Annotated in this window: 14 protein-coding genes; 7 read left to right on the top strand and 7 right to left on the bottom strand. The window is 67.3% G+C overall.

Annotated features, from left to right (window positions below; genetic code table 11):
• Positions 1-59: 59 nt before the first annotated feature.
• On the bottom strand, positions 60-965 hold the full coding sequence (locus ACN22W_RS17605) for a choline sulfate utilization transcriptional regulator (RefSeq protein WP_048243314.1): 906 nt from the start codon (positions 963-965) through the stop codon (positions 60-62).
• Positions 966-1205: 240 nt separating this feature from the next.
• Between ACN22W_RS17605 and betC the strand changes: the two genes are divergently transcribed.
• From betC to ACN22W_RS17620, 3 genes are all read left to right on the top strand, one after another.
• Positions 1206-2741 (top strand): choline-sulfatase, encoded by a 1536-nt coding sequence (betC, locus tag ACN22W_RS17610; RefSeq protein WP_419688719.1) that lies wholly within the window; start codon positions 1206-1208, stop codon positions 2739-2741.
• 45 nt (positions 2742-2786) lie between these two features.
• On the top strand, positions 2787-3752 hold the full coding sequence (choX, locus tag ACN22W_RS17615; RefSeq protein ID WP_412023866.1) for a choline ABC transporter substrate-binding protein: 966 nt from the start codon (positions 2787-2789) through the stop codon (positions 3750-3752).
• A 257-nt stretch (positions 3753-4009) separates the two neighbouring features.
• On the top strand, positions 4010-5149 hold the full coding sequence (locus tag ACN22W_RS17620) for a porin (RefSeq protein WP_129515630.1): 1140 nt from the start codon (positions 4010-4012) through the stop codon (positions 5147-5149).
• 97 nt (positions 5150-5246) lie between these two features.
• Here the strand turns inward: ACN22W_RS17620 and ACN22W_RS17625 are convergent, their stop codons facing one another.
• From ACN22W_RS17625 to ACN22W_RS17640, 4 genes are all read right to left on the bottom strand, one after another.
• The gene (locus tag ACN22W_RS17625) at positions 5247-6257 is read right to left on the bottom strand and encodes an anion permease (protein WP_419688721.1); all 1011 of its coding nucleotides are present in this window, start codon (positions 6255-6257) and stop codon (positions 5247-5249) included.
• A gap of 13 nt (positions 6258-6270) precedes the next feature.
• The gene (locus tag ACN22W_RS17630; RefSeq protein ID WP_419688723.1) at positions 6271-6897 is read right to left on the bottom strand and encodes a DUF47 domain-containing protein; all 627 of its coding nucleotides are present in this window, start codon (positions 6895-6897) and stop codon (positions 6271-6273) included.
• A gap of 37 nt (positions 6898-6934) precedes the next feature.
• Positions 6935-7756, bottom strand: a complete 822-nt coding sequence (locus ACN22W_RS17635) for a 2OG-Fe(II) oxygenase family protein (protein ID WP_419688725.1) — start codon at positions 7754-7756, stop codon at positions 6935-6937.
• A gap of 1049 nt (positions 7757-8805) precedes the next feature.
• The gene (locus tag ACN22W_RS17640) at positions 8806-9813 is read right to left on the bottom strand and encodes an AraC family transcriptional regulator (protein WP_419688727.1); all 1008 of its coding nucleotides are present in this window, start codon (positions 9811-9813) and stop codon (positions 8806-8808) included.
• 153 nt (positions 9814-9966) lie between these two features.
• Between ACN22W_RS17640 and ACN22W_RS17645 the strand changes: the two genes are divergently transcribed.
• The 4 genes from ACN22W_RS17645 to ACN22W_RS17660 all read left to right on the top strand — a co-directional run bounded on the left by ACN22W_RS17645 (position 9967) and on the right by ACN22W_RS17660 (position 15033).
• The gene (locus tag ACN22W_RS17645; RefSeq protein ID WP_419688729.1) at positions 9967-11427 is read left to right on the top strand and encodes an aldehyde dehydrogenase family protein; all 1461 of its coding nucleotides are present in this window, start codon (positions 9967-9969) and stop codon (positions 11425-11427) included.
• A 61-nt stretch (positions 11428-11488) separates the two neighbouring features.
• Entirely contained in the window at positions 11489-12619 is a 1131-nt protein-coding gene (locus ACN22W_RS17650; RefSeq protein WP_419688731.1) for an NAD(P)-dependent alcohol dehydrogenase, read from the top strand.
• A gap of 93 nt (positions 12620-12712) precedes the next feature.
• On the top strand, positions 12713-13546 hold the full coding sequence (locus tag ACN22W_RS17655; protein WP_419688732.1) for an alpha/beta hydrolase: 834 nt from the start codon (positions 12713-12715) through the stop codon (positions 13544-13546).
• 236 nt (positions 13547-13782) lie between these two features.
• Positions 13783-15033: an MFS transporter gene (locus tag ACN22W_RS17660; protein WP_419688733.1), complete on the top strand. Its 1251-nt coding sequence runs from the start codon at positions 13783-13785 to the stop codon at positions 15031-15033.
• 13 nt (positions 15034-15046) lie between these two features.
• On the opposite strand, the gene ACN22W_RS17665 is transcribed toward ACN22W_RS17660, so the two are convergent.
• Positions 15047-15409 (bottom strand): YbjQ family protein, encoded by a 363-nt coding sequence (locus tag ACN22W_RS17665; RefSeq protein ID WP_419688735.1) that lies wholly within the window; start codon positions 15407-15409, stop codon positions 15047-15049.
• 244 nt (positions 15410-15653) lie between these two features.
• Complete coding sequence (locus ACN22W_RS17670; RefSeq protein ID WP_419688737.1) at positions 15654-16907, bottom strand: M20/M25/M40 family metallo-hydrolase; 1254 nt, start codon at positions 16905-16907, stop codon at positions 15654-15656.
• Between the last annotated feature and the right edge of the window lie 59 nt (positions 16908-16966).

The raw sequence follows: 16966 nt of genomic DNA on the forward strand, positions 1-16966 counted from the left end.
CCAACGCGCCGTGTGGCTGGTATCGGCGCGCCAGCGCGCGGAGGGGGAGGCTCGGTGCGTCAGGCGCTCGCGCACGCGTCGAGCAGCCAGCGCCGGAACACGTGGGTTGCGTCCGGCTCGGGCCGTTGCGGCGGCCGCACCAGGAAGTAGCCGCGCGACGTGACGACGGGCGCGTCGACGAGCTTCACGAGCTGCCCGGACGCGACGAGTTCGTCGACGAGCGGCGACCAGCCGAGCGCGACGCCTTCGCCGAGCAGCGCCGCGTGGATCACGAGCGCGTAGCTGTTGAAGGTCACGCCGCGCGCGGCGGCCGCCGTGTCGAGGCCGTGCGCGTCGAACCAGCCGGACCACGACAGCCAGCGCTCGGGGCGCGTCGGCTGCACGTGCAGCAGTGGCAGCGCGAGCAGCTGGTCGGCCCGCGCGACGTGCGGGTGCGCATTGCGGAACGCGGGCGAGCACACGGGCGTGACGGATTCCGGAAAGAGCCGCGCGGCCGTGCACGACGGCCAGTGGCCGTCGCCGAACAGGATCGCGATGTCGCCGTGGTCGCGCTGCGCGTCGTAATCCTGTGACGTGACCACGCGCACGTCGACATCCGGCATCACGCGCTTCAGGCCCGCCAGGCGCGGCATCAGCCAGTAGGTCGCGAAGCCGAAGTCGGTGACGATCGTGAGCGCGCCATGCTCCCGGCGCGCGCGCAGCGTTGCGGTGGCGCCGCGCAGCGTGTCGAGGCTCAGCCGCACGGCTTCGTACAGGCACTCGCCGTCAGCCGTCAGCGTGACGCCGCGCGGGCTGCGCTCGAACAGCGGCACGCCGAGCTCGGCCTCGAGCTGGAACACCTGCTGGCTCACCGCCGGCTGCGTCGAGCCGAGCTCGCGCGCGGCGGCCGTGAAGCTCGCGAGCCGGGCAGCCGACTCGAACGCGCGCAGCGCCTGCATCGACGGTAACGGTTCGGATTTCGACATAAGCCCCTCTAATGGCCCCATAAGGGCAGGACGCCTACCCGCCCGAATTCGGACGGGTGATAGTGCATCGGACGGCACGGCACGCGCGCTTCACGGCCGCAGCACCCGGCCTTCCGCGATTCTAGCCAGTCGCGACGGGCACGCGCGGCACTTTCTGCGGGCCGCTTCCGTCATGCCGGACGTCTCGCTGCCCGAGCGGCGCGCCGTTCCATTCGAACACCGCTTTCCCCACGACCGCCGATGACGAACCCGACACCCAACATCCTGATCCTGATGGCCGACCAGCTCACGCCGTTCGCGCTGCCGGCGTACGGCAACCGCGTCGCACGCACGCCGACGCTCGACCGTCTTGCCGCGCAAGGCGTGGTGTTCGACGCCGCGTACTGCGCGAGCCCGCTGTGCGCGCCGTCGCGTTTCTCGCTGCTGACCGGCAAGCTGCCGTCGGGGATCGGCGCCTACGATAACGCCGCCGAATTGCCGGCGCAAACGCTGACGTTCGCGCACTACCTGCGCGCGGGCGGCTACCGGACGATGCTGTCCGGCAAGATGCATTTTTGCGGGCCCGACCAGTTGCACGGCTTCGAGGAGCGGCTCACGACCGACATCTATCCGGCCGATTTCGGCTGGGTGCCCGACTGGGACAGCCCGACGGAGCGGCCGAGCTGGTATCACAACATGAGTTCGGTGCTGGAGGCCGGCCCGTGCGTGCGGACCAACCAGCTCGATTTCGACGACGAGGTCACGTTCGCCGCGAAGCAGAAGCTGTACGACGTCGCGCGCGAACGCGCGGCCGGCCACGATGCACGGCCGTTCTGCATGGTCGTGTCGCTGACCCATCCGCACGACCCGTATGCGATCACGCGCGAATACTGGGACCTGTACCGCGACGACGAAATCGACATGCCGGCCGTGCGGCTCGGCGCGGCGGACAGCGACCCGCATTCGCAGCGGCTGCGCTTCGTCTGCGAGAACGACTGCACGCCGCCGACCGACGCGCAGATCCGCGCCGCGCGCCGTGCGTACTACGGTGCGACGTCCTACGTCGACACGCAGTTCGGCAGCGTGCTGGCCGCGCTCGAGCAGTGCGGGTTCGCCGACGACACGATCGTGATCGTCACGTCGGACCACGGCGACATGCTCGGCGAGCGCGGGCTCTGGTACAAGATGACGTTCTTCGAAGGCGGCTGCCGCGTGCCGCTGATCGTCCATGCGCCGGGCCGTTTCGGCGCCGCGCGCGTGCGTGGACCGGTGTCGCACGTCGACCTGCTGCCGACCCTCGTCGACCTGGCCGGCGCAGCGCCCGCTGGCGGCTGGCCCGACCCCGTCGACGGTGCGAGTCTCGTGCCGCACCTGCACGGCACGCCCGCGCACGATGTCGCGCTCGGCGAATACCTCGCGGAAGGCGCGGTCGCGCCGGTCGTGATGATTCGCCGCGGCGACTGGAAGTACGTGCATTGCCCGGCCGATCCAGACCAGCTCTACCACCTCGCGGACGACCCGCGCGAGCTGACGAACCTGGCCTGCGCGCCGGAAGCCGCCGACGTGCTCGCGGCGTTCCGTGCGCAAGCCGCGCGACGCTGGAACCTGCCCGAACTCGACCGACAGGTGCGCGCGAGCCAGCGGCGCCGGCGCTTCCATTACGCGGCGACGACGCAGGGCCGCATCCAGGCGTGGGACTGGCAGCCGTTCACCGACGCGAGCCAGCGTTACATGCGCAATCACATCGAACTCGACACGCTCGAGGCGATGGCGCGTTTTCCGCGTGTCGGGCGCTGAGTGTCCCGCATCGCGAACCTGAACGAACGACGGAGGAAGCGGACGATGGAACGGCAATGCAACACAGCAATCCGGATCGGCGCGGCGCTTGCCGCGGCCGCCTGCGTGATGACGACGCAGGGCGCGCACGCGGCCGACCCGCAGACGTGCGGCGACGTGAAGATGGCGGCGCCCGGCTGGACCGACATCGACGCGACGAACGCGATGGCGGGCGTCGTGCTGAAGGCGCTCGGCTATCGGCAGGACGTGGCGAACCTGTCGGTGCCGATCACGTACCAGGGGCTCAAGAAAGGGCAGGTCGACGTGTTCCTCGGCAACTGGATGCCCGCGCAGGCGCCGCTCGTGAAGCCGTTCGTCGACGAGAAGTCGATCGACGTGCTGCACGCGAACCTGAGCGGCGCGAAGTTCACGCTCGCCGTGCCCGACTACGTGGCGGCCGCGGGCGTGCATACGTTCGCCGATCTCGCGCGCTACGCCGATCGCTTCGGCGGCAAGATCTACGGGATCGAGCCCGGCGCGCCCGCGAACCAGAACATCAAGCGGATGCTGTCCGACCATGCGCTCGGCCCGGCGAACTGGTCGCTCGTCGAATCGAGCGAGACGGGCATGCTCACGCAGGTCGAGCGCGCGGTGCGCGACAAGCGCTGGATCGTGTTCCTCGCGTGGGAGCCGCACCTGATGAACACGAAGTTCCACCTGACCTACCTGTCCGGCGGCGATACGTATTTCGGCCCGAACTACGGCGGCGCGACGGTCAACACGGTCACGCGCGCCGGGTTTGCCGGCCAGTGCGCGAACCTGGCGCGGCTGTTCCGGCAGATGACGTTCTCCGTCGACGTCGAGAACCGGATGATCGCCGACATGCTCGACCACAAAACCTCGCCCGCAGTCGCGGCGCAGCATGCGCTGAAGGCCGACCCGGCGCTGGTCGCCGGCTGGCTGGACGGCGTGACGACCGCCGCCGGCGCACCGGGCCTGCCGGCCGTGCGCGCGGCCCTCGACAGCCATTGACCTCCCCTCTGGCGGCCGGCTTTTTGCCGTGCCGCCTGTCTACGTGTTTTCCCGACCGGTCGCATCGTGACCATTTGGTGTCGCCTTCAGACGGGTGACCCGAAATATGGGTTTGTATTTTTCGCCAATGGCTGCGTTATTGCGAAAAACGAAATGCCGGAGCCAGCGGGCGTACTGAATTCGAATCCACCGGCGCATCGCGGTACGCGCCGGGACGAGGTTCTTTCCATCGAATGGTTCAGGGAGGGTGGTCGATAATGAAGCACACGAAAGTCGCCGTAGCCGCCGCGCTTGCATGCGCGGCCAGCATTCCCGCCATCGGGCATGCCCAGAGCAGCGTGACGCTGTACGGGATTCTCGACGCGGGCATCACGTATGTGAACAACACCGGCGGCTCGCACGTGGTCAAGTTCGACGACGGCGTCGCGTACGGGAACCGCTTCGGCCTGAAGGGCACGGAAGACCTGGGCGGTGGCCTGAAAGCGGTGTTCACCCTCGAAAGCGGCTTCCGCCTCGGCACCGGGCAACTCGGCTTCGGTGGCTCGGAGTTCGGCCGGCAGGCGTATGTCGGCCTGCAGAACGACTGGGGCACGCTGTCGTTCGGCAACCAGCTCGACATCACGAACGAACTCGTGTCGATCTACAACATCTCGGCGTGGGGCAGCGGTTATGCGATCCACCAGGGCGACTTCGACCGCTTCAACGGCGACCGCCTGCCGAATTCGGTGAAGTTCCTGTCGAACGATCTCAGCGGCTTCAAGTTCGGCGCGATGTACTCGTTCGGCAACGTCGCGGGCAACTTCCACCGCAACAGCGCATGGAGCGCGGGCGCGAGCTTCACGAAGGGCGACTTCTCGATCGGCGCCGCGTACACGCGCCTGAACAACCCGAACGGTATCTACGCGTTCGACCCGTACGCGATGATCGGCACGCACACGTTCCTCGGCCAGCAGACCGTCACCGTCGATCCGGCGACCGGCGCACGGACCGACCTGTTCGCGAACACGCCGATGGACGTCGACAGCCAGGGCACGTTCGGCATCGGCACGAGCTACACGATCGACAAGCTGACGCTCGACGCCAACTTCTCGTACACGACGATCAAGGGCTTTGGCCAGTCGTCGCACATGCAGGTGTATGAAGGCGGCGGTTCGTACCAGTTCACGCCGGCGCTGAGCCTGATCGCGGGTTACCAGCACACGCGCTTCGAAGGCCATCACTGGAACCAGGGCACGGCGGGTCTGCACTACATGCTGTCGAAGCGCACGGACGTGTACATCTCCGGCGATTACCTGCGTGCGTCGCAGGGCGTCGATGCGGTGATCGGCTACAGCTTCACGCCGTCGACGACGCAGACGCAGGCCGACGTGCGGATCGGGATGCGGCATTCGTTCTGAGCAGGGTGGTTTGGAGCAGCGACGTCTTCAGCGAGGTCTCTCTTTGGCGCGAACCGCGGTTCGCGCTTTTTTTTTTGCTGAAGACGCGCCGACCCCGTCAGAAGATCCGGTGTCCGAGCCACCATCCGCCGGCCGCGATCAGCGCGGACGCGGGAATCGTCAGCACCCATGCCCACACGATGTTGCCGGCCACGCCCCAGCGCACGGCCGACAGCTTGCGCGTCGCGCCGACGCCGACGATCGCACCGGTGATCGTATGCGTGGTCGACACGGGAATGCCGAGGAACGACGCGATGAACAGCGTGATCGCGCCACCGCTTTCCGCACAGAAACCACCGACCGGCTTGAGCTTCGTGATCTTCTGGCCCATCGTGCGCACGATGCGCCAGCCGCCGAACAGCGTGCCGAGGCCCATCGACAGGTAACACGCGCCGATGACCCACGCGGGCGGCGCATCGGCGGTCGCCGACGCATAACCCGACGCGATCAGCAGCATCCAGATGATGCCGATCGTCTTCTGCGCGTCGTTGCCGCCGTGGCCAAGGCTGTACAGGCCGGCCGACAGCAGCTGGAGCCGCCGGAACCGCCGGTCGACCTTGCTGGGCGCGGTACGGAAATACAGCCAGGACACGCCGAGCATGAACAGCGAACCGAGCACGAAGCCGAGCAGCGGCGAAATGAAGATGAACGCGACGGTCTTCATCAGCCCGTCCATGTTCAGCGAGCTCCAGCCCGACTTCGCGAGTGCCGCGCCGACCAGGCCGCCGATCAGCGCGTGCGACGAGCTCGACGGAATCCCGTAGTACCAGGTGATCACGTTCCAGCCGATCGCACCGACCAGCGCGCCGAACACGACATAGTGATCGACGATCTCGGGATCGATCGTGCCTTTACCGACGGTCTGCGCGACTTTCAGGTGGAAGATGAAATACGCGATGACGTTGAACGCGGCCGCGAACACCACGGCCTGCTGGGGTTTCAGCACCCCGGTGGACACGACGGTGGCGATCGAGTTCGCCGCGTCGTGAAAGCCGTTCATGAAGTCGAATACGAGCGCGACGAGCACCAGCGTCGCGACCATCCATAGGGCGAGTTGTATCGAATGCATCTTCTTGATTCGCTCAGGCGTTTTCCAGCACGATGCCTTCGACGATGTTCGCGACATCCTCGAATTTGTCGGTAATGCGTTCGAGCAGGTCGTAGACGCCCTTCAGCTTGATGAGTGTCTTCACGTCGATGTCGTCGCGAAAGAGTTTGGATATCGCTGATCGCAGCACGCGATCGGCACGGGTTTCGAGCGCGTCGATCTCCTCGCACGCCTTGAGGATCTGCACCGACTGCTTCATGTCGGACAGCCGGTTGATCGCCAGTTGCGCCTGCAACGACGACTGCACGACGATGTCCGCGAGTTCGTTGGCTTCCCCGGTCACCGACTTCAGGTCGTAGACCACGACCGTGGTCGCGACGTCTTCCATCAGGTCGAGGATGTCGTCCATCGTCGTGATCAGCTTGTGGATCTCGTCGCGATCGAGCGGCGTGATGAACGTCTTGTGCAGCAGGTCGATCGCTTCGTGCGCGAGCTTGTCGCCGGTTCGTTCAGTGGTTTGAACGTTGGCCATGGCCAGCTCGGCATCGTCGAGATTCTCGAGGAGCATCTGAAGCTCGCACGCGGCCAGGACGATGTGCTGCGCATGCGTATCGAAGAGGTCGAAAAAGCGGGTTTCGACGGGGAGGAGGCGTCCAAGCATGGATTCTCCGGGGAAAGGGTGGGCGGGATGAGCCGGGTCAGGCGGTGCACGGGCGGCACAGCGTGCTGTTGCCGAACGCGACGTGCCGGCGTTCGGCGAGTGCCCGCAGGTCCAGCGGCCGCCGGTTGACGATCGTGCTGGCGTGCCCCGCGGACAGGTCGGGATTGACGAAGTACATCAGCGACCTGCGTCGCGCGCGCGTGCGCGGGCGTTCGACGGCGTGCTGCATCGCCGGCACTTCCCCGTCGGTGAGTGCCTCGAGAAGCGAGCCGGCCAGGACGATCATTTCGTCGGGTCGCGGCAGCGCGGCGATCGGTACCGAATCGGGCAGCAGGACCAGGCCGGGTGCGGTCGGCCTGATGAACGACAGCAGATGGCCGTCCTCGTGCGGGTCCTGCAGGTACGCGCGGTCGTGCCTGCCGTGGTGCTGCTCGTATGCGCAGAACTGCAGGTAGGAGCTGTGCCGGACGGGCGGCTGCGATGCGCCGCCGAGGTTTTCGCATACCGCGTCGAGCAGGTCCTGCGCGATCGCGTTGATGCAGGCTTCGTATGCGGCCATCTCGCGATAGAACGCGGATTTGACCAGCGGAAATCCGCGATGCGCGTCGCGTCGCGCGACCCAGTAGCAGAAGCGGTCGCACAGGTCCGGCCGCTCGGGCGTATTCGAGTATTCGAGCCCGAACGGCAGGAATCCGTCGGTCTGGTCCGGAAACGAGAACGCGTGCTTTTGCTTGCGGTCCAGCTGGTCGTAGGCTGCCGCGATCCGGTCGAAATGCATGAGCAGCGCGTACGGCATCTTGAAGTAGACGTAGCTATCGCGGATCAGGCGGCTGGCATGGAGTTTCATACTGGTTTGCATGGTGTTCTCCCGGTACATCGGACATGGAGTGGTGCCGGCCCGGCTGGCGGCAATCCCGAAAGGCGGGCGTTTCCGCATGGCCGGAGCACGGCGGCGGGGCGCGGCGGGCGCGATCCGGGCGGCGTCATCGCAGCGCGCGTGACGGAACCGTGGCGTATCGACGCGAATGACGTGCGAGGTCGCGACGCGGGTGTGCGTCGTACCGGCTGTCGTGGATGAGGCTGTGTTGCGTGGCCGGATGGGCGGAAATATCGAGTCGTGTCATGCGTGCTCCTGGCGCCGGACTGCACACGGCGGGAGCGTCACGACGTCAACGACGGACGAACGCTTCCCGCCGCGTCGCGTCGGGCGCGATCGGCTGATCAAAGGCTGAGAGTCGGGTGTTCGCCGGCATGGCGCGCGAACGCACGCCGGCGCAGCTTAATCGGCTACTGTCGTCATCCATTTCGAACTCCTGTCGATCGGTGCGACGCACGCGTGCAACGGCGGCGCATGCGCAGGCATGCGGCCGGAAACGCGCGCGCGACGCGGGTCACGCACGGATACCGCCCGAGTGTCGAGCGGCAACTGAAATGTCGAGTACGGGAATTTCGGATCGACGGAATGCCGACCCGGAAAGACACCGCATCCTGCTATCCCGGGATGCGGCAGAAGACAAGGCTCTGCGAAGCTTCCTCAGGCGGCAGTCAGGTTGGTACAGGACCAACTACAACTCGCATCGGTAGGCACAGACGCCTCCATGAATCGAAACGAGTGCGATGTTAAGAGGGAATCGCGCGGCGCGTCAATCGAAAACTTCGTGGTCGTTTCGTGCGGCGTTCGGGGGCATTTCGCTCCGGCGAGCGTGGGCCCGGTCGACAGCGGGATTTGCCCGGGCCGATCGTATCGGCGAGCGCACGCGACACGATTCGGTCAGTTTGCCGAAACAAATTCGAGACAGGCGTGCGCAGCCCGATCGATGGGGCGGGTTGCACGGTTGGCGACGCTCGCGGCGGCATCGAATGCGATGCGTGCGTTGAACGTTGTGCCGACCGCGACGAAGCGACGGCTCAGCGCTTCGTGCGCGTATCGGACGGGCGTTCGCCGAACATGTGCCGGTAATCCGCGGCGAATTCGCCGAGATGGCCGAACCCCCAGCGTGTCGCGATCTCGGTGATCGAAGCGGATTCGTCCGGCGCCTGCAGCGCCGCCCGGGCGCGCTGCAGGCGGATTTCCTTCAGGTAGCGCATCGTGCCGGTGTCGCGCCATTGCCGGAACGCGCGCTGCAGCGTGCGCACGCTGCAATGCGCGGCGGCCGCGATGTCGGATAGCGTCAGCGGCTCGCCGGCATGCTCGTCGATGTACGCGACGGCACGCTTCACACACGCCGGCGCCACGTCGTCGCGGGCCGGCGCCGCGCGCGCCAGCTGCTCGCCGACGAGGCTCATGATCAGCAACTCTTCCACCAGCGGCAGTTGCATCGCCTTCAGCGCGGACGGCGTGCCGGGATCCAGCAATTGCCGCAACGTCTGCACCGACGCTAGCCAGCGGTTGCGGTGCGCGTCGAGCAGCGTGCACGACGGCAGTGAGGACGGCGGCGCGCGTCCCGATACGCGGCGCCAGAGATCGGCGATGCGCTGCGCGTCGATGCGCACGCCCATCTGGACGTTGTCCTCGCTGTAACGGAATTGCGCGCGCTCGTCCGAGGTGACGAGCACGGTCGACCCGTGCCCGCCGGCGTGCGCGAGCCGGCCGCTGCGAATGTCCGCATGTCCGGCCAGCGTCGTGAGCACCAGGACGAAATCGCCGAAGACTTCCGGCCGGATTGCGATTTCCGTCCCGTACGCGAACCACGACAGTGCGACATTGTCGCCGTCGAGCTTGAACATGGTGGCGGGCATCGCGCGGTGCCGGGCCGCGCTGAACGCGTACGGACGATAGACCTTGCCGATCTCGCGGCGGGCGATTTCCAGATCGTCGGATTCGAACAGCATCGCGCCGCGCGGGATGTCGCCGTCGGATAGCGGTGGCGGGAACGCCGGCAGCGACAGGCCGGACCGGGGAAGGCGATCGTTCATGGGGTCCCTTCTGGCGGAAGCGGAGACACCGCATCGAATAGTGGCGCGTTTCCGATGCCGGTGGCGCCGAAGCGATAGTCGCCCGCGCCCGCGCCGGGAATCATGGGGCCGTGTGGATGTTGAGCGGATCGCAACGGAACCATGGAGCATTCAATGAGCGGAAATTATACGGCGTACATCGACGGCGGGTTCGTCCGCCCGCGCGGCGGCGCGACCTTCGCCGCCGTCAACCCGGCCACCGGCGAGCATCTTGCGGAGATCGCGCGATGCGGCGCGGCCGACGTCGCCGCGGCGGTCGAGGCCGCAAGGCGCGCGCTGCCGGCCTGGAAGGCAACGTCGTACGAGACCCGGGCCGCGCTGCTGAGCCGGCTTGCCGATACGCTGGAGCAGGCACTGCCGCGCCTCGCCGAGCTCGACGCGCGGGACATCGGGCGACGTATCGCCGAGACGCGCATCGATCACGAGAAGGCGATCGCGCAATACCGCTATTTCGCGGGCGCGATCCTGACCCACGAGGGGTACGGGAAGCCGATTCCCGACGGCTACCTGGTCGTGAAGCGCGAGCCGATCGGCGTGATTGGCCAGATCATCCCGTGGAACGTGCCGGCGCTGATGGTCGCGTTGAAAGTGGCGCCGGCCGTCGCGGCGGGCAACACCGTCGTGCTGAAGCCGGACGAGAACGCGTCGTTGTCCACGCTTGCGTTCGCGGAGATCGCGGGCGGCATCTTCCCGCCGGGCGTCATCAACGTCGTACCGGGTTTCGGCGACGAGGTCGGCGCCGCGCTGACCTCGCATCCGCACGTGGCGAAGCTGGCTTTCACCGGGAGCCCGGAGGTCGGCCGCCTCATCGGCCGCGCGGGCGCGGATCGCCTGGTGCCCGTGTCGCTCGAACTGGGCGGCAAGAGTCCCAACATCGTGTTCCCGGACGTGGAGCGCATCGATGCGGTCGTCGACGACGCGCTGTTCGCCGCGATGTACTGCAACGGCCAGTCGTGTCTGGCCGGCACGCGCCTGTTCGTGCACGACGACATCTACGCGCCGTTCGTCGACAAGCTGATCGCGGCCGCCGCGCGCATGAGGATCGGCGATCCGCTCGACAAGGACGTGGACCTGAGCTGTCTCGTCTCCGCGAAGCAGGGCGAGCGCGTGCTGGATTACATCGGCATCGGCAAGGAGGAGGGGGCGAAGGTGCTGTTCGGCGGCGCGCGCGCGAAGGTACCGGGCTGCGAGGCCGGCTACTTCATCCAGCCGACGCTGCTGGAGGCGCGCAACAACATGCGTGTCGCGCAGGAGGAAATCTTCGGGCCGGTGCTGTGCGTGCTGCGCTGGAGCGACGTCGACCGGATGCTGGCGGAAGCGAACGACGTCCCGTACGGGCTCGCCGCCGGCATCTACACGTCCGATCTCGACAACGCGATGCGCACGGCCGATGCGCTCGAGGCCGGATCGGTGTGGATCAACCAGTATTTCAATCTCGCCGGCGGCGTGCCGTTCGGCGGCATCAAGGAAAGCGGCATCGGAGTCGAGCATTGCCGCGAAACGCTCAATCTCTATTCGCACGTGAAGTCCGTGACGATCCGGAACCGCGTGGCTGCACCGTCGTCCGCCGCGTGACATGGGTGCGATTCGTTCAGGCGCCGCCGCGTGCGGCGGCAACCGACAGGAGGATCTCCCGATGAGCAAGCCCGCGTTTCGCGACATCGTTGCAGCCGTCACCCGCAGCAAGGGCGCACCGTTTACGCTGGAGCCGGCGCGCCTGCGCGCGCCGGTGAACGACGAAGTACGGGTGCGCATCGTGGCCGCCGGCATGTGCCATACCGACCTGATCATTCGCGATCAGTATTACCCGATGCCATTGCCGGCCGTGCTCGGGCACGAAGGCGCCGGCGTCGTGGAAGCGGTCGGTCCCGAGGTCAGGTCGCTGTCGCCGGGCGATCACGTGGTGCTGACGTACGGGCATTGCGGGCATTGCCTGTCCTGCTGCGCCGGCCACACGTCCTACTGCACGGATTTCTTCAGGCGCAACTTCGGCGGCAGTGGAGAAGACGGGCAGGTCGCGATCACGACGCCGGACGGTGCGCTGCTCCACGATCACTTCTTCGCGCAGTCGTCGTTCGCGACCTACGCGCTGAGCCGCGAAAGCAGTGCGATCAAGGTGACGAAGGCAGCTCCGCTGAGCCTGCTGGGGCCGCTCGGCTGCGGAATCCAGACCGGCGCGGGCGCGGTCATTCATTCGTTGAAGGTGACGCCGGGCAGCCGCTTTCTGGTGCTGGGCGCCGGCGCGGTTGGCATATCCGCCGTGCTCGCGGCCCGGCTGGCGGGCGCGGGCACCATCGTCGCGGTGGACGTCGTGCCCACCCGGCTGGCGCTCGCGTGTGAGCTCGGTGCGACGCACGCGATCGACAGCCGGGAGCCCGGTTGGGTCGAGGCCGTCAGGGACATCACCGGCGGCGGCGCCGATTTCGCGCTCGAATCGACCGGGCGCCCGGCGATTCTCGCGCAAGGCGTGGCGGCGCTGGGGCCGCGGGGCGTACTCGGTGTCGTGGGCGCGTCGCCGCAGGGCACGCAAGCCGCCTTCGACCTCAACGACCTGATGATCGCGGGCAAGCGCATCCAGGGCATCTGCGAAGGCGACAGCGTGCCTCGCAAATTCATTCCGGAGCTGGTCGAACTGCACATGCAGGGCCGCTTCGCGTTCGACCGGCTCGTGACGTTCTATCCGTTCGCCGACATCAACCGGGCGGCGGCGGACAGCGAAGCCGGCTTGACGCTGAAGCCGGTCCTGCTCGTCGACGGCCATGCGTGAATCCGCGGGCGCGCGGCCCGCGTCGATGCAACGGCCGTCCGCCCGCGCGCCACACGGCGACCCCCTGTCTCGACGGACACCCTTCATCGGAGCATGAGCATGACCTACCTTTATCGCGGCATGGATCGCATCGCGCTCGACGCCGCGTACGACAACACCAAGGCCGTACCGGATTTCCCGGCCGTGCTGGCGGATTGCCAGGCGCGCAGCGCGAAGCTTTACGACACGGCGTCGTGCTGGCGCGACCTTCGCTACGGCGATCGACCGCGTGAGCGTTACGACTGGTTCGCCTGCGAGCGGCCGAATGCGCCGACGTTCGTGTTCATTCACGGCGGCTACTGGCAGCACTGTACGAAAGAGGATTTCGCGTACGTCGCGAACGGGCCGCTTGCTGCGGGGTTCAACGTCGTGCTGGCCGAATATACGCTGGCGCCCGATGCGTCGATGACGCAGATCGTCGGCGAAATCGGCCGCCTGCTCGACCATCTCGCCGGCGATCGCGACCGGCTTCGGATCGCCGGCAAGCCGCTGGTGCTGAGCGGCCACTCGGCAGGCGGTCACCTGACCTTGCAGCATCGCTCGCACCGGGCCGTCACGGCCGCGCTGCCGATCAGCGCGCTCGTCGACCTGGAGCCGATCAGCCTGTCCTGGCTCGACGCCAAGCTGAAGCTGTCGAAGCATGAGATCGACGCGTTCAGCCCGTTGCGGCATGTCGGCAGCGGGGTGCCGATCGTCGTCGCGGTCGGTGGCGCGGAGCTGCCGGAGCTCGTGCGCCATTCGGACGACTATGCCGCCGCCTGCCGGGCAGTCGGCGAGACCGTCGATCTGATCCACGTTGCGGGGTGCACGCATTTTTCGGTGCTCGACGAACTGGCGCGTCCGGACGGGTGTCTGGTGCAGGCATTGTCCGCGCTCGTCGCCGGATGACATGCGGGCGCGGTACGGATGCGATCTGCGTCCCGCCCGCAGGTGAGTGCCCGATGCGGGCGCGTGCAGTCGCGGCGCCGTTCTCGGTAACGGTCCTGCTGACCCAAGCGGCGGCAGCGAGTCGATTCGACCTGAGGGACGGGGTCGCGCGTGCATGACGCGCTCGCGGCCGCGTTTGGCTTATCATCGACGCCTGGCCTGGCAGCGACAGCCTTGGGCCAACCGCCGAGACCTCGATGACCGACTCCGTGCCCGACCCCAGTCCTTTATCCCCGTTACCCGCGAACCTGTTCCGTCACGCACCGTTCCAGCGCTTCTGGGGCACGCGCGTGATGTCGTCCCTGGCATTTCAGATCCTGTCGGTCGCGATCGGCTGGTACGTCTATGCGCTCACGCACAGCGCCTTTGCGCTCGGTCTCGTCGGCCTCGCGCAGTTCGTGCCGATGTTCGCGCTGACGCTCGTCGTCGGGCAGGTGGCCGACCGCTACGATCGCCGGCGCATCGCGACGATCTGCCAGGGCGTCGAGGCGCTGGCCGCCGGCGTGTTCCTGCTCGGTGCGGTGCAGGGATGGCTGGCCGCGCCGGCCGTGTATGCGCTCGCGGCGATCGTCGGCACGGCCCGCGCGTTCGAGTCGCCGTCGGTTTCGTCGCTGCTGCCGGCCGTGGTGCCGCGCACCGACCTGCCGCGCGCAACCGCGCTGTCGACGTCGGCCAACCAGGCCGCGCAGATCCTCGGGCCCGCGTTCGGCGGCTTGCTATACGGAGTCGGTGCACCCGCCGCGTTCGGCACGAGCGTCGTGGCGTTCGCGATCGCGGCGATGCTGAGCGGCACGATTCCGCTGCGCAGCGCGCCGCCCGCACGCGAGCCGGTCACGTTGCGCTCGGTGTTTTCCGGGATCGCGTTCATCCGGCGCGAACCGGCGATCCTCGGCGCACTGTCGCTCGACCTGTTCGCGGTGCTGTTCGGCGGCGCGACCGCGCTGCTGCCGATCTACGCGCGCGATATCCTGCAGGTCGGCCCGTGGGGGCTCGGCGCGCTGCGCGCGGCACCCGCGGTCGGCGCGCTCGCGGGCACGCTGTGGCTCACGCGTTTTCCGCTGAAGGGGCGGCCGGGCCGTGCGATGTTCGGCGGCGTGATCGCGTTCGGTATCGCGACGATCGTGTTCGGGGTGTCGCGGCACTTCGCGCTGTCGCTCGTGGCGCTGGCCGCGCTTGGCGCATCGGACGTGGTCAGTGTCGTCGTGCGGCTGTCGCTCGTGCAGCTTCGCACGCCCGACGACATGCTCGGCCGCGTGAGCGCGGTCAATTCGCTGTTCATCGGCACGTCGAATCAGCTCGGCGAATTCGAATCGGGCGTGACGGCCGCATGGTGGGGCGCGCCGACGGCGATCGTCGTCGGCGGCGCCGCGACGATCGCCGTCGCGCTCGCATGGATGCGGTTGTTTCCGCAGCTCACGAACATGAAATCGCTCGAGCGCGACGTCTGACGCGCGTCACGCATTACGCGTCCTGCGTCACGCGCACGGCCGTGCCGTAGCAGATGACTTCCGTCACGCCCGCGCCGATCTCGGTCGAGTCGTAGCGCATCGCGACGATCGCGTTCGCGCCGAGCTTGCGCGCATCGTCGAGCATCTTGTCGAATGCATGCTGGCGAGCCTTCTCGCACAGCGACGTATAGAGCGTGATGTTGCCGCCGAAGATCGTCTGCAGCGATGCGCCGAACGAGCCGACGATCGAACGCGAGCGCACGATGATGCCCTGTGCGACGCCGAGCGAGCGGACGGTCGTATGGCCGGGCAGGTCGAAGGCGGTCGTGACGCGAGCGGGCGACAGGTCGTCGAGGGAGCGGGAGGTGTCGGTCATGGCGGGAGGCGTTTAGCGGAGTGGTCGAGTGACGATTCTATCCGGATGCGCGTGTGCGCCCGGTTCGATCGAGTCGATCGCCCTGCACGTGGCGTTCCATGAGGGCTTTCGAGAGGGTTGTTAGCGCATGCGTCTCTTCGGGACGCTGGCCGGAATCGTCAGGAAGGAAGCATGTGCGAACGACGCGCACACGCTTCCTTCGTTTCCGCACGGATGGACCGACAAACGATCCGTCAGCGCGCCGTCAGGGCTTCACTGCCGTACTGCCATCCCCGCCGAGATCGACCGCATAGGCCAGCGCCAGCTTGCCGAACTTCAGCGCATGGTTCGCCTGGCGATCCGAGTTCTCCAGCGTGTCGTTCACGGTATGGATATACGGGCTGTCATTCTGGTCGGCCTCGAACGGGAACGACGCCGGATAACCCTGCGCATTCCACGACGCGTGATCCGAGCACGCATACCCGCACTGCGACGTGCCGATCGCGAGTTCCGGCAGGTAAGTCTTCGCCAGATTCGTCAGGTAGGTGTTCTGCGCCGCATTCGTGTAGTCGGTGATCAGGTAAATGTCCTTCGGATCGCCCTTGTAGTTCGTCATGTCGAGCTGCAACACGCCGACCACGTTCGCATTCTGCGCGCGGAACTGTTTCGCGATCGCCTTCGAGCCGAGCAACCCGGCTTCCTCGGCCGCATACCCGATGACCTTGATCGTTCGCTTCGGCCGGTAGTTGTTCGCGAGCAGCACGCGCAGCGCCTCGGTGAGACTCGCGATACCCGACGCATCGTCGTCCGCGCCGGGCGAGCGCGTGTTTTCCGTCGTGCGGCCGACGGTCGAATCGAGGTGGCCGCCCAGCACGACGGTGCCCGCGGCGGGATCGCTGCCGCGGATCGTCAGGATCACGGACTTCTGCGGAAAGCCCGTGTGCGCGAATTGCTCGACGGTGATGTCGGCACGCGAACCCGCGAGTTGCTTCCACTGCAGCGCGAGCCAGTCCGATGCGGCGACGCCGTGCGATGTCGTGTAGTAGCGGTTCGTGAAGCTCGACAGCGACGTGATCGTGCCGACGATGTTGCTGGCCTGCAGTTGCTGGATCCAGGTGCTGATCTGCGGTGCATTCGATACCTTGAACACGGGTGCGGCCGCCTGCTTCGCGAGCGTGGCGGGCAACGGCTGCAGCGCCTGGCGTGCTTCGTCGAACGAATCGTGCACGACGTAACCGGGCCCGTGGCCGCGCGTATGGTGGACCGCATGGGCCAGTTCGCCGAGCCGCGCGTCGTCGACCTCGACGACGTGAACGGTTTCGCGGCGCGTGGTGCCGTCGGCCGTCTTGCCGGCGTCGACGGTCGTGCTGTATTGCGCGGTTGCGCTCGCATCGATGCGTTGAAGCTGGCGGAACGACGCGTCGCCGAGCGTGATCCACACGGGCGTCGCGTGCGCGGCGGCGGTCAGCAGCATGCCGCCCAGCGCGGCACTCAGGCGGGTCAATTTCAGAGTAGGCATGTTCGATCTCGTGAGGGTAGCGATGTCGAGGAAGAGGGCGTGCCGCAGGTCGTGCGATG

It is taken from the genome of Burkholderia theae, from assembly GCF_048565265.1.
GTDB lineage: Bacteria > Pseudomonadota > Gammaproteobacteria > Burkholderiales > Burkholderiaceae > Burkholderia > Burkholderia theae.